This is a genomic window from Rhizobium sp. BK538, from assembly GCF_014197575.1.
Lineage (GTDB): Bacteria > Pseudomonadota > Alphaproteobacteria > Rhizobiales > Rhizobiaceae > Rhizobium.
This window is the reverse complement of the sequence record NZ_JACIFT010000011.1, coordinates 30,653-50,351: the sequence shown is the minus strand read 5'-3', so window position 1 is coordinate 50,351 and position 19,699 is coordinate 30,653. Positions and strand designations below refer to the sequence as shown.

21 protein-coding genes and 5 pseudogenes are annotated in these 19,699 nt (G+C 59.6%); 9 read left to right on the top strand and 17 right to left on the bottom strand.

Features of this window, described 5'->3' with window-relative positions:
- Positions 1-176: 176 nt before the first annotated feature.
- From FHX09_RS15095 to FHX09_RS15080, 6 genes and pseudogenes are all read right to left on the bottom strand, one after another.
- Positions 177-2,027 (bottom strand): type IV secretory system conjugative DNA transfer family protein, encoded by a 1,851-nt coding sequence (locus tag FHX09_RS15095; RefSeq protein ID WP_184450324.1) that lies wholly within the window; start codon positions 2,025-2,027, stop codon positions 177-179.
- A 68-nt stretch (positions 2,028-2,095) separates the two neighbouring features.
- Complete coding sequence (locus tag FHX09_RS29910; protein WP_246699456.1) at positions 2,096-2,428, bottom strand: hypothetical protein; 333 nt, start codon at positions 2,426-2,428, stop codon at positions 2,096-2,098.
- A gap of 3 nt (positions 2,429-2,431) precedes the next feature.
- Positions 2,432-2,932, bottom strand: coding sequence for a hypothetical protein (locus FHX09_RS29905; protein WP_246699455.1), 501 nt, complete (start codon positions 2,930-2,932; stop codon positions 2,432-2,434).
- 31 nt (positions 2,933-2,963) lie between these two features.
- Positions 2,964-3,398 (bottom strand): annotated as a pseudogene (locus FHX09_RS29900) (relaxase/mobilization nuclease domain-containing protein); the annotation flags it as partial.
- A gap of 278 nt (positions 3,399-3,676) precedes the next feature.
- Positions 3,677-4,159: a MobC family plasmid mobilization relaxosome protein gene (locus FHX09_RS29460; protein ID WP_210301555.1), complete on the bottom strand. Its 483-nt coding sequence runs from the start codon at positions 4,157-4,159 to the stop codon at positions 3,677-3,679.
- The gene (locus tag FHX09_RS15080; RefSeq protein WP_184450320.1) at positions 4,156-4,917 is read right to left on the bottom strand and encodes a helix-turn-helix domain-containing protein; all 762 of its coding nucleotides are present in this window, start codon (positions 4,915-4,917) and stop codon (positions 4,156-4,158) included. The genes FHX09_RS29460 and FHX09_RS15080 overlap by 4 nt, the downstream gene beginning before the upstream one ends.
- A gap of 294 nt (positions 4,918-5,211) precedes the next feature.
- Between FHX09_RS15080 and FHX09_RS15075 the strand changes: the two are divergent.
- Positions 5,212-5,688, top strand: a pseudogene (locus tag FHX09_RS15075) (DNA-3-methyladenine glycosylase I); the annotation flags it as partial.
- A 354-nt stretch (positions 5,689-6,042) separates the two neighbouring features.
- On the opposite strand, the gene FHX09_RS15070 reads toward FHX09_RS15075, so the two are convergent.
- Positions 6,043-6,630, bottom strand: a complete 588-nt coding sequence (locus FHX09_RS15070) for an alpha/beta hydrolase (RefSeq protein ID WP_348649173.1) — start codon at positions 6,628-6,630, stop codon at positions 6,043-6,045.
- On the bottom strand, positions 6,609-6,914 hold the full coding sequence (locus tag FHX09_RS15065) for a MarR family winged helix-turn-helix transcriptional regulator (RefSeq protein WP_132595341.1): 306 nt from the start codon (positions 6,912-6,914) through the stop codon (positions 6,609-6,611). Before FHX09_RS15065 ends, FHX09_RS15070 begins: the two co-directional genes overlap by 22 nt.
- A gap of 45 nt (positions 6,915-6,959) precedes the next feature.
- Between FHX09_RS15065 and FHX09_RS15060 the strand changes: the two genes are divergently transcribed.
- Entirely contained in the window at positions 6,960-8,084 is a 1,125-nt protein-coding gene (locus FHX09_RS15060; RefSeq protein WP_184450318.1) for an IS630 family transposase, read from the top strand.
- A 264-nt stretch (positions 8,085-8,348) separates the two neighbouring features.
- On the opposite strand, the gene FHX09_RS15055 is transcribed toward FHX09_RS15060, so the two are convergent.
- Positions 8,349-10,112 carry an adenylate/guanylate cyclase domain-containing protein gene (locus FHX09_RS15055; RefSeq protein ID WP_184450316.1) on the bottom strand — a complete coding sequence of 588 codons (1,764 nt, stop codon included), beginning with the start codon at positions 10,110-10,112 and terminating at the stop codon, positions 8,349-8,351.
- A gap of 189 nt (positions 10,113-10,301) precedes the next feature.
- Complete coding sequence (locus tag FHX09_RS30490) at positions 10,302-10,475, bottom strand: hypothetical protein (protein ID WP_348649172.1); 174 nt, start codon at positions 10,473-10,475, stop codon at positions 10,302-10,304.
- A gap of 324 nt (positions 10,476-10,799) precedes the next feature.
- Here FHX09_RS30490 and FHX09_RS15050 point away from each other — a divergent pair, with 324 nt between their 5' ends.
- Positions 10,800-11,078, top strand: coding sequence for a CrpP-related protein (locus FHX09_RS15050; protein WP_184450314.1), 279 nt, complete (start codon positions 10,800-10,802; stop codon positions 11,076-11,078).
- On the opposite strand, the gene FHX09_RS15045 is transcribed toward FHX09_RS15050, so the two are convergent.
- The gene (locus FHX09_RS15045; protein ID WP_007789327.1) at positions 11,072-11,251 is read right to left on the bottom strand and encodes a hypothetical protein; all 180 of its coding nucleotides are present in this window, start codon (positions 11,249-11,251) and stop codon (positions 11,072-11,074) included. The genes FHX09_RS15050 and FHX09_RS15045 overlap by 7 nt on opposite strands.
- Before the next feature lie 561 nt (positions 11,252-11,812).
- Between FHX09_RS15045 and FHX09_RS15040 the strand changes: the two are divergent.
- Positions 11,813-12,027: pseudogene (locus tag FHX09_RS15040) on the top strand (cold-shock protein).
- 192 nt (positions 12,028-12,219) lie between these two features.
- Here FHX09_RS15040 and FHX09_RS15035 read toward each other — a convergent pair.
- Positions 12,220-12,510 carry a hypothetical protein gene (locus tag FHX09_RS15035; protein ID WP_245505597.1) on the bottom strand — a complete coding sequence of 97 codons (291 nt, stop codon included), beginning with the start codon at positions 12,508-12,510 and terminating at the stop codon, positions 12,220-12,222.
- Between the two features lie 92 nt (positions 12,511-12,602).
- Positions 12,603-12,959: a c-type cytochrome gene (locus FHX09_RS15030; RefSeq protein WP_245505598.1), complete on the bottom strand. Its 357-nt coding sequence runs from the start codon at positions 12,957-12,959 to the stop codon at positions 12,603-12,605.
- Between the two features lie 154 nt (positions 12,960-13,113).
- Here FHX09_RS15030 and FHX09_RS15025 point away from each other — a divergent pair, with 154 nt between their 5' ends.
- Both FHX09_RS15025 and FHX09_RS29895 read left to right on the top strand, forming a co-directional pair.
- A complete protein-coding gene (locus FHX09_RS15025; protein WP_184450313.1) occupies positions 13,114-13,476 on the top strand; it encodes a hypothetical protein in 363 nt (120 codons plus the stop codon).
- Positions 13,466-13,670 (top strand): annotated as a pseudogene (locus tag FHX09_RS29895) (hypothetical protein). The gene FHX09_RS15025 and the pseudogene FHX09_RS29895 overlap by 11 nt, the downstream one beginning before the upstream one ends.
- A gap of 214 nt (positions 13,671-13,884) precedes the next feature.
- On the opposite strand, the gene FHX09_RS15020 reads toward FHX09_RS29895, so the two are convergent.
- Entirely contained in the window at positions 13,885-14,502 is a 618-nt protein-coding gene (locus tag FHX09_RS15020) for an isoprenylcysteine carboxylmethyltransferase family protein (protein ID WP_184450311.1), read from the bottom strand.
- 34 nt (positions 14,503-14,536) lie between these two features.
- Between FHX09_RS15020 and FHX09_RS15015 the strand changes: the two are divergent.
- A pseudogene (locus FHX09_RS15015) lies at positions 14,537-14,686 on the top strand (Tn3 family transposase); the annotation flags it as partial.
- Between the two features lie 735 nt (positions 14,687-15,421).
- On the opposite strand, the gene FHX09_RS15010 reads toward FHX09_RS15015, so the two are convergent.
- The 3 genes from FHX09_RS15010 to FHX09_RS29890 form a co-directional block, all read right to left on the bottom strand.
- A complete protein-coding gene (locus FHX09_RS15010) occupies positions 15,422-15,763 on the bottom strand; it encodes a DUF2147 domain-containing protein (RefSeq protein WP_007789316.1) in 342 nt (113 codons plus the stop codon).
- 160 nt (positions 15,764-15,923) lie between these two features.
- A complete protein-coding gene (locus FHX09_RS15005; RefSeq protein WP_184450309.1) occupies positions 15,924-16,433 on the bottom strand; it encodes a universal stress protein in 510 nt (169 codons plus the stop codon).
- Between the two features lie 62 nt (positions 16,434-16,495).
- Positions 16,496-16,942, bottom strand: coding sequence for a hypothetical protein (locus tag FHX09_RS29890; protein WP_246699447.1), 447 nt, complete (start codon positions 16,940-16,942; stop codon positions 16,496-16,498).
- A 39-nt stretch (positions 16,943-16,981) separates the two neighbouring features.
- On the opposite strand from FHX09_RS29890, the gene FHX09_RS15000 reads away from it, so the two are divergent.
- Together FHX09_RS15000 and FHX09_RS14995 are read left to right on the top strand one after the other, a co-directional pair.
- The gene (locus FHX09_RS15000) at positions 16,982-18,691 is read left to right on the top strand and encodes a protease modulator HflK (protein WP_246699446.1); all 1,710 of its coding nucleotides are present in this window, start codon (positions 16,982-16,984) and stop codon (positions 18,689-18,691) included.
- On the top strand, positions 18,688-19,698 hold the full coding sequence (locus FHX09_RS14995) for a protease modulator HflC (RefSeq protein WP_132595128.1): 1,011 nt from the start codon (positions 18,688-18,690) through the stop codon (positions 19,696-19,698). The genes FHX09_RS15000 and FHX09_RS14995 overlap by 4 nt, the downstream gene beginning before the upstream one ends.
- Position 19,699 lies beyond the last annotated feature (1 nt).

Below are 19,699 nucleotides of genomic sequence, written 5' to 3'. Positions count from 1 at the left end.
ATCGGACCCTTTGTCGAGAATAATTTTCCCGATCGGTAAAATCACCAACGCCGGACGATACTTACGCAAGTGAATTTCCCGATCGGGAAATTCCTTTAGACCCCGTACCCTTGACCTTCGGCAGATTGGGAGTGGCAGCAATTTTTATCCCAAGCGATAAACCTTGTGCAAGCAAATCACACCATCGGATTCCGGTCCAGCTTCCGCCGATATACCGGATGCCGGTGCGAAACGATCGCGTCAACCAGCGCAGGAGGTTTCGAGCCCGTCAGCAACAGCATCTTGCCGGTCTTCATTTCCAGGATCTGATCAGCAGTCATCAGCTTCTGGCGCTGCTCGGCGGTGGACGTCTTGCGGCTCTCGCCGAATTTCGCGGAGGATTGCTTGGTGCGGGTTAGCACCGTCTGATCGCCGAGCGCGTTTGCGGCCCAATTGGCGGTTTCGAACTCGGCGCGGCCGAGACCGAAAATGCGGGTGGTGACGCAGGAGCCGAGAATGCTGGCGGTGTCGCCCTTGCCATAGACGCTTTCGATCTGGCCCTTATCCTGGGTGATGAACAACGCCTCGATGCCGCAGCCGGCGGCGACGTTGGCGATGTTGATCAGCTTTTCCATCCGGCCGAGACGGACAAACTCGTCCAGCACCAAAAGCACGTTCTTTTTCGGTTTTTTGGCACCCTCAAGGCGCACCGCCATGCCGAGAATGATGTTCGTCAGCAGCCGGAGAAAGACGGCCTGGGCGTCCACCTGGTCGAGCGGCACGACCACGAAGAGGTCGGCGCGGCCCTCAAACAGGTTTTCAAGTGAGCATGTGGAGGCGCTGAGAAAGGCCCGCAGTTCGTCGGAACGCGCCCAATCGAAGGCCTTCTTGATGGTCGTTTTGATTGCGCCGCGCTCGTTCTCTCCGGCAGCAAGGAAGGTGGCAGCCGCCGCCGCCGGGCGGGTGCCGAATGTCTCCGGCGCTCCGGCCCATTCTGTCAGCGTCTTTTCGAAGCCAGCGGAAAACAGCAGGTCCATGACGGTGATCAGGTTGCGATCGGCCTCAGTATGCCTGCTCATGACGACCTCGATCACGGCGGCGATCATGGATTTCGCCATTTCGGCAAAGTGTGCGCCGTTACCGCCTTCCGGTCGAACAAGGCCTTCGGCAATGACCTCGATATCCCGGACCAGGTGCGCCTGCCGGATATAGTCGAGCGGGTTGAAGCTGTCCTTCGACGGCTCAATGACGCCAAAGGGGTTGAGAACCACGACCTGACGGCCGAGCGACTGCCGATATCGGCGCGTCACGGCGAAGTTCTCGCCCTTGATGTCGAGGACTGCGACTGGCCCGTCATGGTCGATGATGGCGGGAATGACGACGGACACGCCTTTCCCTGCGCGCGTGCCGGCGATGGCGACATGATGGCCGGCGCGCCATCCGGTCTTGGGGTTGGGGCGATAGCGCAGCATTGCGCCGCCGGAGAGACCGAGCGGCAAGCCGCTGTCGTTGTGCCGGAGCTGGCGCAACTCCTGGCGGTTCATCCACCGGGCGCGCCATGGGCCCTGTTTGGAAATCCGGCTGGATGATGCCGGCGCTGCAATCGAGATCGCCCGCAGAATGAGGAACAGGGGTACAGGCAGGCCGATTGCAAGGCTGGTTTGCAGACCCAGCCTTTGGGCTTCGGTGAAGCGATCCCATGTCAAAACCATGCCTCGGATGCTCTCGATTCCGGAATAGCCGGCATTGCGCCAAGCCTTGAAGCTGTCGAGCAGGACGCCTGCCGCAATGGTCGGGTCGGTAAGGGCGAGAGCAGACGCGGCAAGGAGGGCAGCCCCCACAGCTAAGCCCGACGCGCTGCGGATGCGGCCCTGGGTGTCTCCCGCCAATGTCAGTAGCGCAAACCCGCAAAACATCACCAGGATCGCGGCGCGGGAATTTTGGTAGATGGGTGGCCAGAACAACGGTGCGGCTTCCATCAGCAGGAAGCCTGCCGCAATTACAGCGATGGAAAGAGCATAGCGGTAAGGCTGAATGATCGAATTCATGGGTCAAAAAACTCCAGACGGAAATGAAAATCAGTTGCGGCCGCGACCGGGCGCTGGCGATCGGGCCGTCACGTCGGCGGCGCGACCGCTTCCAGCAACGCTTCGGCCTGCTCCAGCAGGGCGAACGCTTCCGTCAGCTCGGTCGAGGCCGTGCCGCTGGAAGGATTGCCGGAGGCGAGCCAGGCGTTCATGAAGGTAGCCTGTGACGCGATGAGCGATTTCAGCGATCCTTCCAAAGCGGCTTGTCGGCTTTCGATCATGTCGGTCGAGCGCTTCTCCAGCGCCTCGAATTGCGCGGTCCCGCTCTGCAATGCGCTCATTAACGTCTCGACGTAACCCAGCAACTCGCGCTCCAGAGGCGACAGGGTCTCGGGCATCGGCGGTCTGGTGGCTTTGGTCATAGGTCAATCTCCCTGGACGATCTTCAGGCATGGGGTTTTGTCGGTCCCGACTTGGCAGGTGATCAGCTGAAGGCGGTTGACGTCCCAGGTCAGGACTTTGCCGTTGCCGGTCTGGTTGATCTGCAAGCCCATCTGCCCGAGGCTGGCGCTCTGGGCGCGGTCGATCATCAGCCCCGCCCAAAACCAGCTCGCGGTGAAGCTCAACAGGACGATCAGCAGTGCCATCGCGCCCATGGTCAGGAAGAATGGCTGCACCATCGACCGGAGCCGGTTCACGTCCGCCTCGGTCATCGCTAGTGCCTCGCTCAAGTGCTGGCGGTTCGCGTCCGTGAAGCTGCGGATATCGGTCTCGATTGTAGCTTGCGCGCGCTTCAAGGCTTCGCTCCAATCGGTCTCGAAGCTCGTCGAGGGCAATGGCGTCGAGCCGGCTTCCTGAACCGCTGGGCTCGCCAGCCGATCTTTCAAGCGCTCGCTCAAAGGTATTCTCTCGGGTCCAGTCTTCACGGAACAGGTCTCCTTTTAGGCGCCAGCGCTCGTCCGTCTCCGGATCACGCACGGTGATGTAGTTCTTGCCGGCACGCGGCAGGTCGAAACCCGCCGCCGTCAAGGCTTCGGCCATGCTCGGACGGTCATGGATTTGACCGGTCTCGATGCGCTGGACGATCCAGTCATGGATCAGCTCGCGCGCATCGCCGCGCCGCACGTTCTCTATGAGGCTCACGGTCTCGCGGGCGCGCTCCGGCGCCATCGGATCGTTCCAGCCGTGTTCCTTGTTCAGGACATCGCGCAGGGCGTCGTAGTCCTTCTGGTAGCCAGGCGGTGCGATGTTGAGGCTGCGCCCGCTGACAAGCTCCATGCGCGGCGTCACGAAATGCAGCTCGACGCGGCCCTCATGGGTATGACGGACCCACAGCATATCGCGCTGATCGGCTTCGAGACCGGCAAAGGCAAGGTTCTCGAAGGCGTCCATCACCTGCCGTTGCTGGAAAAGGCTCGGCGCGTCTTCCGCCGTGAAGGCGATGACGCCGGCGCGATAGGTCCATTGGTGCGGGCAGGCGTCGATCAGCGCGCGCATGCGCTCGGTGTCGCCGCGCAGCACTTCAGGCAAGGGCTCGCGGGCAAACAGCATGACCTCGCCGCGTTCATCGCGGATCGCGTTGCGGTTCTGGTCGTAAGCGACGACGTCGCGCTCGACCAGATAGTCAACCGGTCCCGATCCGCCGCCCTGGCCGTTTCGGAAAAACTTGATCAGCACGGCGCGCCGTCCTTGGCCGTGAACTGCTCAAGGGTTTCCGATAGCGCCCGCTCGATGGCGACCAGGCGCGCGGCAACCGTGATTGCGTCGATGGCGGACACCTGGCCCTGAACCTGGGCCGCGTTCAGCCATCGGGCAATCTGGTTGAGGTTGCCACCGATCCGGGCGACGGCGCGCACCAGTTCCGGGTCCACCTTGGGGACCGGACGGCGGCGGCGCGCCTCGGTGAGGCCGAGCGCTTCCCGCATCAGAGTGGCGAAGGGCAGACCGGCCCGCGCCGCACGTGCGGTCAGCGCCTGCTTTTCCGATGCGGTGCAGCGGAAAACCACGACGGCATTGAGGTCGCCCTTGGGCGGTCGCCGCGTGCTCTTGGTGGGGTTTGAAGGGGAGGCTTGCCTCCCCTCACAAGGCTCCCTGTCAGAAGGCTCGCCGTATGACAGGGGTCGCCTTGCTTCCTTCAAATCGCCAGCCGTCATGACGCCCTCCGAAGGTCGGTTTGTCGGGCGGTCTCATCGGCAATATGGTCGCGGCGGTGGCTGAAGAACGCGATCCAGTCGAGCGCACTCGGGCTTGCCTCGTCCGGTGGCCAGTAACCCGGCAAGGCATACCCCGGCTTGCCGGTTTTTACCGTTCGAAGGCCCAAGGCGTTGATCGAGGGAAAGCCGTGATGGCGCAACCAGGAGCGCCACTGCTCGACCTGATCCGTCTTCGTCTCGGCCACGAAAACGAGCGGGACGGCTCGCCGCGTCTCGACGCGGGGCGTGGCGTCCTCGCGCGGGTTAGGTTTATTTATTTTTTCTTTCTCTGGGTTTGGTGGACATATTTGTCCCCCTTCGCCGGACACATCTGACCGCCTTTCCGGACGAATTTGACCGCCTTTGTCAGGGTAAAGGGTGACAACTTTGTCCGTCTTTTCGCGGGCCTTCGATGCGCGTAAAATCGATGCCGCTGAGGGACGATATTCCGTGTTGTGCCCGACGCCATTTCCGCGCTGGACCTCGAACCATCCTTTGACCTCAAGTTCACGGACGGCGCGCTGAATAGTCTTGACGCTCTTGCCGGTCGCGTCGGCAATCGTTTGATAGGACGGCCACGCCTTTTCGGTGTGGCCGTTCAAATGCGTGGTGACGATATAGAGCGCCACGGATCGCGCGCTGTCGCTCAAATCTTTGTCGCAGCTCAACTGCTGAAGCCATTGCAGCTTCACGTCCCGGAAGGGCCGCGCCCCGCTCATGCGCGCCTCCCTGTCCGCAATACGACCGGGAAAGAAGGGGCGAAAGTTGCCGGAAAAAGTGGGACGGCGGCTTTGTTAAGCCATTGATTTTTATGAAGCGCTGTTTTCGTCCCACACGGGGTTAAGCGGCTGATTTTGTTCGAATTCGGCAGGCCCTCCGGGCCCACCAGTTCCTCCAGGGATTTCGCCGCGCCTGCCCGTTTCGCCCGTCGTTCCTGGCCAGCGAATCGAAACCTTTATCGGGCCCGCCGCCAAGCGCACCGTTTCGGCCTTGGATTTTCTGAACGCGGCGACATGAGCACTACCGTCCCTGGCCCGGATGGTCGCCCGCGCTGCCGCTGGTGTGCGGCTGCGCCTGAGCTCTTCGCCTATCATGATCACGAATGGGGCTTTCCCGTTACAGACGACATACGGCTGTTTGAAAAGCTTTGCCTCGAAAGCTTTCAGTCGGGCTTGAGCTGGCGCACCATCCTTGCCACGCGCGAGAATTTTCGGGCTGCTTTCGATGGCTTCGATTTCCGCAAGATGGCGCTATTCGATGAGGCTGGTGTAGCGCGGTTGCTGGCTGATAGCGGGATCGTCCGCCATCGCGGGAAAATCGAGGCCGTCACTAACAACGCCCGCCGCGCCTGCGAACTGGCTGAGGCCCAAGGCTCGCTGTCTGCGTTCTTCTGGCGGTTCGAGGCAAATAACGGCGACGCACTGCCCCAAAGCCGGTCAACCACGCCAGCATCCGAGAGGCTCTCCAAGGAGCCGCGCAAACGTGGCTGGAAAATTCGTTGGCCCCACCTCGGATACTTCAAAGAGATCATGGACGGGGGACCTCTCGCTGATAGCCGGGCGGCACAGGATCATCACGATCATCACCGATGCCGCAAACAGCCACAGAAGCGTTATTCTATTTTTCTGCTGGAATGGCTTTTGAACCGTCGCCATTGTTATCTTTCACCGCGGGCACGCCGTAGTTGCTCTGATCGAACGCAATTGGCCCCGACATTCTTCGGGTGGCAAGACCTCGAATGCCTGGTTTTCCGTCTTCGCGGCCTGGGACCCAATGGTGGACAAAACCTATCCTCGCCAGAAGCTAAGCCAGCTGGGTTCGAACGCCGTTGCCAGTTCGCACGGCTAGCGGGGCGCGCGGTCCTTCACCTTCTCAAGCCAAGGTATGATCGCACCGGTTAACGCTTGAGGCTGCTCGATCGGTATCATGTGTCCCGATCCTTCAATCACGATAAGGCTAGAACCGACAATGCCGTGAACCAGTTCGCGAGCCTCATCGAGGGTGCGTAGTCGATCGCCATCAGCGGCGATGACGAGACTTGGACACGTTATGGCGTGCAACCTCTCCAAATCCCCGCCTCTCGCTTCGTTGGCATGGCGAATGAAACCATCCGCGCCAACATGCTCGCTCATGGTGCGTACTCTTTGGATCATCGCCTCGTCCGAAGAGCGGCTTTGGTGCAACGAGCTAATGATGGCACCTCGGCTCAGACCATGGAAGCGCTCAGGATCGACCAATTTGACCGAGAGCTTCTTGCTTTTCGCCTGCTCGTCCGTGTCACCTCTGGCAGATGTTGCTATCAATATCAGAGCCGTGACCCGTTCCGGCGACTTGTGCACCACTTCGCGCGCAACATAACCGCCCATTGAGAAGCCGATCAGGACGAATGTGTCCGGCCCCTCGGCAAGGACTAGTACCCCTGCACAGAGGATTTGACGTGTTGGTTGGGTTGCAGCGTGGGCAGGCTGTTGTGGTCGACGAGCAGTTCGATGCTTCGGGCGACTCCGGGCTGCCTTCGGATCAAGCCGGCGTGCTCGAGGGTGCGCACCATCTGGTGGACGGAGGGTGGGGTGACTCCGAAATAGCGTTGCAGGTCGCGTTCGGCAGGCGCGCGTCCGTTGATCTGGCTGTAGGCCCAGATGAAGGCGAGGTACTGGCCCTGCTTTTCGGTGAAACCGGGTGCTGCTGGCGTCTTCCCGTCAAGTAATTGATTCATTTTTCGATTCATCCGGAACCTCCGCAACCGAAGGAGGCTTTCCGGATGAATGTACGCTATCGCGTCGATCTCGACCAACCCGAACGCGACGCACTCACGGCGTTGCTGCGCGGCGGCAAGCATCCGGCGCGAAAGCTCAAGCGGGCGCAGATCCTGCTCGCCGCCGACGCGGGCCTGAGCGACGCGGCCATCGCCGCGACGGTGACGGTCGGCGGCTCCACCGTCTACCGCACCAAGCGTCGCTTCGTGGAGATCGGCCTGGAGGCGGCGCTTAGCGAGGAGCCGCGCCCGGGCGCGGAGCGCAAGCTGACCGGCAAGGAGGAAGCTCTGCTGGTGGCCACCGCCTGCTCCAGCCCGCCGCCGGGCTGCGCCCGCTGGACGCTGGAACTCTTGGCCAATGAGTTCGTCAAGCTGACCGCGCATGAGCAGGTGTCGCGCGAAACGGTGCGCCGGCGCCTGGCCGAGAACGATCTCAAGCCATGGCGCAAGGACATGTGGTGCATTCCCAAGATCGACGCCGAGTATGTCGCGCGCATGGAGGATGTGCTCGACCTCTATGCCGAAGCCTCCGACCCGGCGCGGCCGGTGGTCTGCTTCGACGAAAGCCCGACCCAGCTCGTCGGCGAGGTGCGCCAGCCAATCCCGGCCGAACCTGGAAGGCCGGAACGCTACGACTACGAGTACAAGCGCAATGGCACCGCCAACCTGTTCGTCTTCCTCGACGCCCATCGCTCCTGGCGCAAGGTGAAGGTCACCGAGCGGCGCACGGCCGACGACTTCGCCCACTGCATGCGCGATCTCGTCGATGTCCATTATCCCGAGGCCGACTGCATCCGCGTGGTGCTCGACAATCTGTCGACCCACACACCCGCCGCGCTCTACCAGGCCCTGCCGGCCGAAGAGGCGCGCCGCATCCTGAGAAGGCTGGAATTGCACTACACCCCCAAGCACGCCAGTTGGCTCAACATGGTCGAGATCGAAATCGGCGTCCTGCGCGGCCAATGCCTCGACCGCCGCATCGAAAGCCGCAGCCGCCTCGTTGCCGAGGTCGAAGCCTGGGAACGCCGACGCAACGCAAGCGGCGCTCGCATCAATTGGATGTTCTCTACCGAGCAAGCCCGCGTCAAACTCGCCAAAGCCTATCCAAACCCAACCGCCAAAGAGTCATAACCTCTGTGCAGTGGTACTAGGTCTGCCATTTCAGCCATGGTAGTCGTGCCGCTGAGATCGATCGCTTTCACGCGCGCGATGGCCTGCAATGTCGGGAGGAGGTCATCCCAAAGGGATGCATCTGTCATGAAACCAGGGAGGAGTATGATGTTCATTCCGGACCTGCCAGTTTTGCAGGCACGGTCTAACATTTCCATGGCGTAACGGCCAACTGAACGGGCTGTGGTAACAATGCTTTCGAAGGCAAGTCACTCTAGACTGGCGTCAGCGCTCCGGCAATCCTGCTTGCCGCAAGCCGTTAGTCATCTCATCTGCCCATCCCGGTACGTCCCGAAACACAGGACGGGTCATGTAACGCTCGATCGTAAAGTCCGGCTCAGCTGCCAACAGCCTCTTTGCGGCCCATCGGGCCGTTTCATGGTCGCCAGCCATGGCCGACCAGGCTGTCATCATCCGGTAGGGCCAGGTCACCTCTGGACGTCGGTTGACCACCTCACGGGCAATGGACACTGCCTCGGAAAGGGAGCCTGCCAAGGCCAACGAGAGAGCGAACCCCATTCTCATGTTGAAGGCTAGCGGGTCCGCTGGACTAAGCGTCATCGCTCGCTCGAACCGCTCCCTGGAGCGATCGGGCTCGCCTTTGTAGCTTGCAACCCAGCCAAATCTGGCCCACGCCCATGAGCTGTTTGGATCGAGTGCCAGCGCTCTTTGCAGGAAGGCCGCCGCTCGCTCCTGATCGCCGCAGTGGCTTAATGCGCCCCCGACCGCAGTCAAAGCAGTCGGATCGTCGTCAATCGACGGCGTTGCAGCGTCGACGGCGCTCATTGCGAGTTCCAGTTCCCGTTCCGGCTCCTCGGTCCAAATATATCCGACGTTCTGGGCGTGGCACCACGCCAGGAATGCGTGGGCTCGGCCGTAAGCCGGGTCAATGGCAATGGCACTTTGCAGCAATGGAATTGCCAGTTTGATGGCGTCCTTATTGTGGCCCCAGAGGTATGGGTAGGCGCGCATGACAAAGTCGTATGCCCGGAGACTGCTTGGCGGCTTGCGCTTCGACAGCTCGATTTCTGCGCTGCGGATCGCCGGATGTATTGCGCCCGCGACCTGCGCCGCGATCCTGTCCTGGAACTCGAAGAGGTCCTTGGTCGCGCCCTCATAACGCTCAGACCAAAGCTGAGTCCGCCGCTCGGCGTCGACCAATTGGACGGAAATGCGAAGCCGATCCCCTCCCCGGCGGACAGTCCCCTCGACCACGTAAGTGACGCCGAGTTCCCTGGCAACGTCACGCACATCGACGAAACGCCCCTTGTACGTGAACGCGGACTGACGCGCGATCACGAAAAAGTCTCGAACGCGGGACAAGGCCGCGGTGATCTCCTCCACCATTCCGTCAACGAAATACTCATCGCTGGGACCACTCAGGTTGTCGAAGGGCATAACCACGATCGACGGCTGATCTTTCCCGAACCGCGTCGCGAGCAAGGGTGCAGGCCCATCACCGCCCTGATCAGGCATATCTCGCGACCAGTCGACCCGAAAGACCCAGATTGGCCGCGGGATGTTCTTCAAAGCCCGTTCGCCAAGGCTGGTCAGCGTGAACGGGACCTTTCCATCCAGATGCTCGCGCACTGATCCGGATATGCAAATGCCTGTGGGGGCGGCCATTTCCTGCAAGCGAGCCGCTATATTGACGCCATCTCCCAAAAGATCGTCGCCTGACACCACGACATCGCCTAGATTCACGCCGATCCGGAACTCCAGGCGACGTTCTCGTGGGAGGTCCAAAAGGCCGGGAAGTTGACGTTGGATCTCAACCGCGCAACGGACGGCCTGAACAGCACTCGGGAATTCCGCAACAAGTCCGTCACCCGCGCTGCCAAATATACGACCGCCGTGCTCGCGAACCAACGCAGCAATCCGATCGTGGCACAAGCCGAGCGCGCGAACCGTGCCCTCCTCATCCAGCGCCGCAAGGCGGCTGAAGCCGGCAACGTCTGTGGAGAGGATGGCTGCAAGCTTTCGATCCACTGAAGTGCTCGCTCCTGCGGTACAAAATTGCCAGAGCAAATATTCTCACATTTTCGCTGAATTCAATAGAAGCGCCCCCGATCTGCCTCGCCTCAACTACAATCCATCAAGGCCACCGCAACCGGTCTCCCCGGAAATTAGGACTGCCACATACCGACCATGTCTCCGAGTAGAGACACCTGACGAGCATTAAACAAAGACGTTCTGCCGTGTTTTACGCAGTGACATCCGGCTCGCGACACGTAGTCCTGGCGGCAGCAGCCTTGCGCGCGCGATCTCGACGTAGTTAAGCTGTTGCTCAATCAGGATTGAATTCCATCCAAGCCTATTACAGGACGCGCCGACGGTGCCCGACCCCGAAATAGGGTCGAGGACCGTTATGGCCGGGTGCCGTGTAAGCCTTCACCAATCTATCGACGAGTTCCTCCGGGAACTGGCATGGGTGTGAGGTCTTTTCGGGATGAGGCTCGATGGCGAGAGCGCATTGGATGGATCGCACTGAGACCCACTAGCTCCTTTCCGGACGTCGACCAGCAAAGACCAGCAAGGAAACGACTTGCGAAAGCGGTCTAGTTTAGGAAACATCCGGGAAGTGTCGCCGCCGCCGAACGCCCATAGCGACGATTTCTACTTTAGCAAACCATTGATCCAGCAAGTAGCGTACTTGCGGGGCGTAGGGAGTATTGGATGACAATAGAAGAGTTGATGGACCTGCAGGAGATCGGCTCCAGGGCCCGCATTCTAGGTCTCAAGGCACACCAAAATCCATACCTAAAACCGGAACGTCTGCCGAGTGACGCAATTGCGCTTGGTGATTGGATGGCGCGTCACGACGCTTGGAAGTTCGGCTGGGAAGCCGAAGATGCCAGCCGCGAAGGCAGGATCGCGAAGTATTTCCGCGATCTTCTTCGCTCCCCGAGCAGATCGCTCCGGGCCGAAATCCCGTCTTTTGATACTCCTCAGTGAATAACTGTTGCTACGTGCTCGCCCGTTCTTGCCGGCGCTTTGTGCGTTTCCGTCACCGCCCATGCCATCACCGCAACGGCGGCAACAGCAACGTACATAAAAGCTCCCTTGAACGGACGAGCAGTCGAAACGCAATCTCTTGTCGCTTCCAACGAGTTCAGCTTCTTTGTCATCGTGTTCCTTCGATTCTGGCCGCGGTGATATAGACGATTAGCGCCAGCTAAAGAACAGCGGGAATGGAGCACCTGCCCTGCGACCTGCGAATACCCGCCGCATTTGCCTTAGCACTCCGGACTGGGAAACCAACCTCGCGTCAGGCCTCTGCTCATGCATTTCTGAGCGGTATCGAGTTGATCTCTTAGGTGCCTGCAGTCTTCGATCAACGTGGAAATCGTAGCTCTCAAATCACCCGAATGCCATGCAATCGCTTGTTCCACGGCGTCATACTGGGGGTCTGGTCTTCTCTCGGCAGCTGTCATCGCTTTTCCCTCTTCGGTTTGGCTTAGACAGGATCATTCGCAGTCGTCGCGCTCCGCGCACAACGTTGACGACTCGATCCGAACTCAACGGAACGTAGGGATCGTGGCAGAGCCCGGTGATTCCTTCAACCGGACACTCGGTCGAATTTTATCGGCCCACGCTGTAGGTTCTGCGGAGTTCCGGATCAGAGCGGACCAATGTCATATTGCTCGCGCTGCCGCGTCGAGACGAGCATTAGCCCACGCGAGAGTGAAATGGCTTCGGGTGCGACAAAGTTCTTCAATGCCGAAAAAGGTTTCGGTTTCATCACGCCGAACGGCGGTGGAAGTGACATCCTCGTCCATATAACAGCGCTGCAGGTTCCGGCGTCACCGACCTGCGGGAGGGTCAGAAAGTCTCGTTCGATACCGAACCAGACCGAAGGGGAAAAGGGCCGAAAGCAATCAACATCAATCTCGAGTCAGCCTGACAAGGATCGCCCGCGCGCCGGTTCCAGGGCCGGCGCGCGATGAATCCCAAGCTCGGTGGCTCGCTATCCAATAGCAGCTATCTCTTCTTCGAACGCTCGAATCCCGTCATGGCCTTCTCCCGCGGGCATACGCCCGAACTTATCATCCTCTCGGTGCACACTTTGAACAGCTTGAGGTAGGCCTTGCCCATGTCATTGAGGATGCCGTGGGCGCTGTGCATCTGCCCGGACAGGAACATATTCGGCGATCATCATGCTTGTCGCATCGGCCGCAGACCAACCGCTCTTCAATATCAGGTCTGTTGCGAAAGTACCCTGAGTAGTTAGTCGTCTAAAAATCTCGTGCTCAATGGTATCGAAGGCCTTTTCATCAGAGGCCCCGTTCCCTCGATAACGGATGCGGAATTTCTCTACTTCGGCCCAAAGCAACTGGACTTCTGGTGAAAACGGCGCGTGTTTCTTTCGCTTAAAAAAGCCGAACATTCTCACCTCGCGCGTCTTTCGAAAGCAATCGCCTTCACTAGTCGGTGGAATCCGAAGCTGATTCACCGGGTGCGTCCAATCACTCCCCCGCTCTATGGATTTGCCTCGAGATAGCTGACCAAGTCATCGATTTCGATGCCCCACAAGCCCGAATACCGCATCGTCGTTCCAGGTAGCTTCCTGCTTGGCTTTGAAAGGAATTCGGACAGGTCCTTGGCTATCCAGACCAAGCCTTCCTCTCCGGCCTTTCGCATCGCCGGAGAATAGTTGTAACCTTGGAGACTGCCGGCTTTCCTTCCGACGACGCCCTTGAGTGACGGACCGAAAGTGCTGCGCTCGTTATCGACGACGTGGCAGCTTACGCAGGCTTTGAAAAGCCTCGCTCCCCGCTCCAAATTCGCGCCACACGCGTGATCTGCGGCGGCGGCTAAACACGCTGTCACAATCATCCATCGGATTGCCGACCGGCGGAGCCAGGAAACGAAATTCTCCATTTGGTGAGACCTGAGATGAGTTTCCGCTGCGCCCTTCTACCCGAATGTTGACTCTGCGACAAAAGGGAACATAATGGGAACATCCATTATTTGAAGAGGAAAGACGGCTATGAAGAATATGCCGATCGCACGGGCGTGCCCGGAGGAATACCCTGGCGTTTATTGGACGACGCCGACGAAAGCGACGATGGCTGAAATCCATCCCTTGCTGATAGCGGTCATAATCATGATGCCAAACCATAGGTCTTGGTGCCTCCACTCGGCTGACGTCTACGAGATGAACTCCGGAGGCCCTCTCGGCTATTTCGATATCGCGTTTGATCCGCCCACCCGCAGGGCCTGTGGCTACTACGGCGCGATCGGGTCTCAAGTCGTAATGCGCTCCCCGATCTGGTTCGAATGCGCCGGAGACGTCGACGACGTTATGCGGGCCTTCCATGCACTCGTTAGAGAAGCAGGTCATGTCGACTAAGCCCACGAAACAATTGGACCCCAGATTTCGAGGTCGAAGCCGCCCTCGCCTTCCATGACAAGGATGCCAAGGCAACCATCGCCACTCTTCTTGGAGATATCAAACATCTTCGTATGCAGCTGGCATTGGCCGAAGCCGCGATGAGCCGCGGCATGACCCGTGGATGGATACCCAAATTCGAACGGGAGCTTTGATGTGCTGGACCGAGCTAGCAGGCCAAGCCGAGTTTCGAGACGACCTTCAGGAAATGGTGGATCGCCCAAGGACCGAACTTTGGAAGCCGGGTCGATGTAAGCGCCGCCAAGACGATTTTCCGAGCCGGATACGCATCCGGTCGCAGAGCAAGCGCGGGTCCTGCAGAGCAGTGTGGTATCGTGGAGCAAGAGGCATCCGCTCACCAGAACGTGACTATGGAAGGTGAAACAGGGTGACCGTCAGTTCATTGACGTGCAAATATTCGAGCAGTTCCAGCGCAGGATAGAGCATCACGAAGAAAATTGCGTCTCGAAAGGTCCTCGCCAGGGGGCGTGTCGAGAATGTCACTTCCTTTTCGGATTTGAACAGCCTGAAGTCCGGCCAGAAGAACGGCACGGTTTCGACATATAGCCCGTATCGCGCCCCAAACAAGCTTCGCAGATCGTTTTCTTCCCTTTTTGCTGTGTAGTAGGACACGATGCAGGAGCCAGCGCACAGAGCGACGGCGAGAGCGATCGACCCATAGAAGAGACCAGCGCCGGTGACGGCGATCGTGGAGAAAAAATACAGCGGGTTTCGTGTCACGGAATACGGTCCCGTCGTCACCAACGAGACGTTTTTCTTGTTGCCGATGTACAGGATCGACCAAAGACGGCCGAACACCCCGGTCAGTACAAGCAGCAATCCGGATACTTCAAAGAGATCATGGGTGGGGGACCTCTCGCTGATAGCCGGGCGGCACAGGATCATCACGATCATCACCGACGCCGCAAACAGCCACAGAAACGTTATTCTATTTTTCTGCTGGAATGGCTTTTGAACCGTCGCCATTGTTATCTTTCACCGCGGGCACGCCTTAGTTGCTCTGATCGAACGCAATTGGCCCGACATTCTTCGGATCGCCGCCACCATTGCGGCCGGCAGCGTCGCACCCAGCCAGATATTGCGCAAGCTCGCCTCCTATCCGAGGCAGAACGAACTCGCTACGGCCTTAAGAGAGGTCGGCCGCATCGAGAGCGACAACCACGCCGGCCGAAACTTGATTGCGTCGCTGGTGCGGCTGTAAAGATCGGATCGTTGCTGGGTTGGCTTGCTGCTCATCTTCGAACCTCCGTTTAAGGTCGCGACCATCGCGACCTGCTACGGCGGTCCTAAAGCCGGGCTGCAAGCGCTGGCCTGCACCCGATAGGGCCGCAACGGCAGTGGAGGACGGCAAAGCCGTTGCGGGGCAGCGTGGGCCGGCAGGACCTCGAAGCCGGGCAGGACGCGAGGCGCGGGCATCACCGGGATGTTCAACGGCAGGCAGGCAAACCAAAGATCGGCAGACGGGCGGCGGAACAGTGAGGGTTATCCGAACACGGCCGCCCTTACCTTCCCGGCCGTGCCAACGACCGAGCGATATCGACGATGTCATCGCGCGAGGCGGTCGGGTCTTAGCGGCGACCGCGACGGAACAGATAGATAGGTCGCCTTGAACGGATATGAACCGCCAACAATCCAATTGCTAACCTCAGCGCTATAACAATGACTTAGCTCTGGGCGACTTCCCTCATTCGAGCAAAGAGTTGAAGAGCTCCCGTAGATCGTCATCCGACATGTGATCTGGACTGTTCTTTTCTGACCAGAGTTCGAACGCACGCTCCCGATCGGTATCGTCGCTAGAATCTGAAAGATCGGCCAAGTGCTCCCTAGCAGTCTCAATATCGGGATCGCGCGCGCGTCACGAGCGCGGCCGCCGCGCTTGGCCATCTCAGTTCAGGCGGGTCCAAGTCTGTGTCTTGCACAATACTTTCGTTGCACAGCCCCGAAGTTTGAGGCTGTTTCCCGACACGATGAGCCTGCCGCTATAGGTTGTTTTTGTCCTCGGATCTGTGAGTCTGCCGGTATATGTATCGCCCGCACCTGAGAAGAAACCGATTTGCTGTCCCGCATATCGCCCGCTCTTTGCCACAATGCAATAATTCGATCCGCAGTGGTGGATCGCCGACGTCTCGCCGTTTTCTGTTTTCCAGGTTCCCACCACTGTATCGGCACCACTCGCGGCGCTGGCAATTGATATGAAAACTGTTGCAAAAACAGACCTGATCGTCATGTGGAAACTCCACTACGGCCCCGTCGTTGCGCCATTACGAAGACGGCAGGGACGCGAGCTGCACAACTACGGCAAATACAACGAGGGCGACACGGGATTGTTCATAGAGCAATCCCGTTGCCACGCTGCCGACCAACCATCCCACACGCAAGGCTGCGATTTAGTGCGACATCAGGACCGGCATTGAAACGTTTTTCAGCAGATCGCGGGTCGCACCGCCGAACATATCTTCGAAAAGCGGCGAGTGGCCATAGGCGCCGCAGACGATAAGATCTGCGCTCTCACGGTCGAGGCCGGCAAACAACGCGCTGGTGAAATCGTTGTCCCCCGTGTTCCGCCATCCTTCCAGGGCCACCCCAACTCCATGCTGTGTCGTTACCAGAAGGTCCGCGCAATGGGAAAAAAACTGCTCTGCGCTATGAGCCTCCGGTCGTGCCGCGTGATATTGGTAGTCGAGGCCAGCCTTCTGAGCCGCGGCCTTGAATTCGTCTTCAATCGCGAGCGCGAGATCGCGGCTTTCCCCCTTCAGTGCTTCTTTCGTGCTGACGTCGACGCCGATCAGCCTGGCGTGGTGCCTGCTACGGCGGTCCGCAAGCCGGGCTGAAAGCGCTGGCCCGCACCCGATAGGGCCGCAACGACAGTGGAGGACGGCAACGCTGTTGCGGGGCAACGTGGGCCCGGCAGGACCTCAAAGCCGGGGCAGGACGCAAGGCGCGGGCATCACCGGGATGTTCAATCGCAGGCAGGCAAACCAAAGATCGGCGTCAATACCTTTATCACGGCAAAGTCTTGCAGATAGAAGGATGATACGTAATAACGTATCCCCACACCAAAAATGGCTGTGGTGCTGGCGAGACAGATACGAAACCTTTCTTCAAAGCTCCACGGAAGAGCGCATACAGTATGGCAATACCGAAAACGAATTCCAACAATATCCAGCAGCTTCCTGAGATCAAAGACCGAGCAGAATTCCAACTTGCGGCGGCTCAAGCGCATGACCTTGCGAGTCACGGCCTCGGCATCTCGATTTTCGTGGCCCTGTTTTTGCTCTGCGCTCTGATTGCGAATACCTTCAGCCTGAACGCAATCTGGGTCGCCTTCTTCTGCAGTAACGCGGCTGCACTTATCCTGTTCGGTGCTGGGCTGCGATCGGCCTACGACGTCGTCAGATGGCGTCAAGAAAAAGCCGGTCTCCCCAGCATCCCGCATGGAAGGCCGATGCGATGGCTCGTTGCTTTTCTAACCTCGTTGTGGTCCCTGCAGGAAATCGAAGAGCCGGACCACATCGACCGTTTGAGCGAAAGTGTCTTTGTTGCAGGAAAGTCGCTCGTGTCGCGCATCGGCACCCGCCCGCTCTCAGTCTTGAGCCTTTCCCTTTTCGCATGTTTGATCGTCTATGCCGGTTGGAGCCTGAAGGCGGACAACATAACGATCGGAACGATGACATTCCTCATCATTGCGGTCTGTATGGCTTTCGCCTTTCTGCTGTTGGTGACGGAGAGGCGGCTTGCCGCGATCGATGCGGAGGAATGGCCCGAGGCGAACGCGATTTCGCAATTGGCGCGCTTACCTATTTTCGTACTCGTCCTGTCTTCCTTCGGCCTGTTCCTGAGCGCGCGCGGATCCGGGCTCTCCATCAAACTCCTGGCGGCATTGGGTGGCTTTGTTGCCCTTGTCGGGCTTGAGTTTCTGCTGCGTGCGGTCGCCGCCATGTTCCGCCCGCAAGACGACAGCCGCGAGCCACCATTGATCGCCACCAGCCTTGTCGCAGGCACTCTTCAGTGGCCGCCTCAGCCTTTGATCGGCATCCAATCTGAATTGCGGACGAAGCAGGGCATCGACCTTCGGCAGATCTGGGCCTTTTCGTTCATTCGAAAGACGGCTCCGACCATCATGCTCGGAACGTTCCTTCTAGGCTGGCTGTTGAGCGGCATACGCGAAATTCCGATGACCGGCCGGGGCGTGTACGAGCGGTTCGGCAAGGCCGAGGGCATCCGGCACTCCGGCCTGCACATTGGCCTTCCATGGCCGTTTGGTCGTATCATTCCCATCGAGAACGGCACCGTGCACGAGCTGGCAACTTCCGTTAGCACGAACGGCAACAGCGAACCGCTGGCCGATGCCGAAGGGCCAGCGCCGGAAAGTGCGAACCGGCTGTGGGATGCCTCGCATATCAGCGAGAAATCGCAGGTGATCGCGAGCGGCACCAGCGGCGGACAAGGTTTTCAGATCGTCAACATGGACGTGCGCTTCGTCTACCGCATCGGTCTTTCGGATGAGGCGGCGATGAAAGCGGCCTATCGGGTCGCCGATCTACCGGCCTTGATCGAAAGTACCGCAAACCGTGTACTGGTCCATGACTTTGCCAGAAGAACGCTCAACGATGTCCTCAGCGAAGGCCGGTTGTCGCTGGCAAACGATATCGCCTTAGCAGTCCAGAAGAACATGGATGAGCTGAACAGCGGCATCGAAATCCTGGCGGTCGTCGTCGAGGCCATCCACCCACCCGCCGGCGCGGCCAACGCCTTTCACGGGGTCCAAGCAGCGCAGATCAGCGCGGAGGCGCTGGTTGCGCGCGAGCGGGGAACGGCGGCCGAACAGACGAATGAGGCGCAATTGAATGCCAACCTCCAGCAGGACAATGCGACGGCGGCGGCAACGGAAGGCATAGCGGCTTCAGAGGTCGCAAAACTGCGCTTCCAGGCTGAGCAATCGGCTTTCCACGAGGCGGGGCAGGCGTTTCTGACAGAGGAGTACTTCAATCAACTGACGATGGGACTATCCCACTCGAAGGCTCTCGTCCTCGATCACCGTATCGGCGGAAATATCGCTCCGACCCTCGATCTCCGGAGCATGACGGTGCCGGTCGATCCCGTGCCGACGCCTGAGCCTAACACTCCATACCAAAGTGAAGAAACCGGCCCATGACTGATACGCACGCCCATCCGAACTTAGACCATCATGTTCACGACCATCATCATTCTCACGGCGATGGTCACAACGAGACGATGCCATTTCGGTCGTCCCGCCTGATCGTCGCGATAATCGTCGTGGCCATCATTCTGATCGCCGCCTGCCTCGTGCAGGTGCGATCGGGAGCCGCAACCATCATCACCAGATTTGGCAATCCGGCTCGCGTTCTGATCGATCCAGGCCTCGCCTTGCGGCTTCCCATTCCGCTGGAGAAGACCATCGACGTCGATCTTCGCGCCAAATCGACGTCCAGCGGCCTGCAGGATGTCGGAACTAAGGATGGGCTGCGGATCATCGCGCAGGCCTATGCCATCTGGCAGGTCCCGCCCGATCCGGATGCCATCAAGCGCTTCGTCCGGTCGGTTCAGAACCAGCCGGACCAGGCAGCGGCACAAATCCGCACGTTCCTCGGATCGTCGCTGGAGACCACGGCCAGCAATTTCGAACTGTCGTCACTGATCAACCCCGATCCGGACAAGCTCCGGATCGATGCCCTGGAGACGCAGCTCAAAGCCCAGATCGCACAGCAATTGTTGGATACCTACGGCTTGCAGGTTGTCGATGTCGGTATCGAGCGCCTGACCCTACCTTCGGTGACGTTGAGCGCCACCGTCGACCGCATGCGGGCCGAGCGTGAGACCATCGCCACCGAGCGTGCTGCGATCGGCAAGCGGCAGGCCGCGGAAATCCGCTCAGCAGCTGAACGCGACGCGAGAGTACTGCAGGCGGACGCGACCGTGAAAGCCGCCGGTATAGAAGCCAAATCACGGGTCGAAGCGGCACAGATCTATGGAGCGGCTTATAAAAGTGCGCCAGAACTTTACGAACTGCTCCGCTCCCTCGACACGCTCGGCTCGATCGTCAGCTCCAATACGCGCCTTGTCCTACGAACCGACGCCGCACCTTTCCGGGCCTTGGTCGATGGGCCACCCGGCGCCGCGTCGGCTGGTGGAGCACATTAGA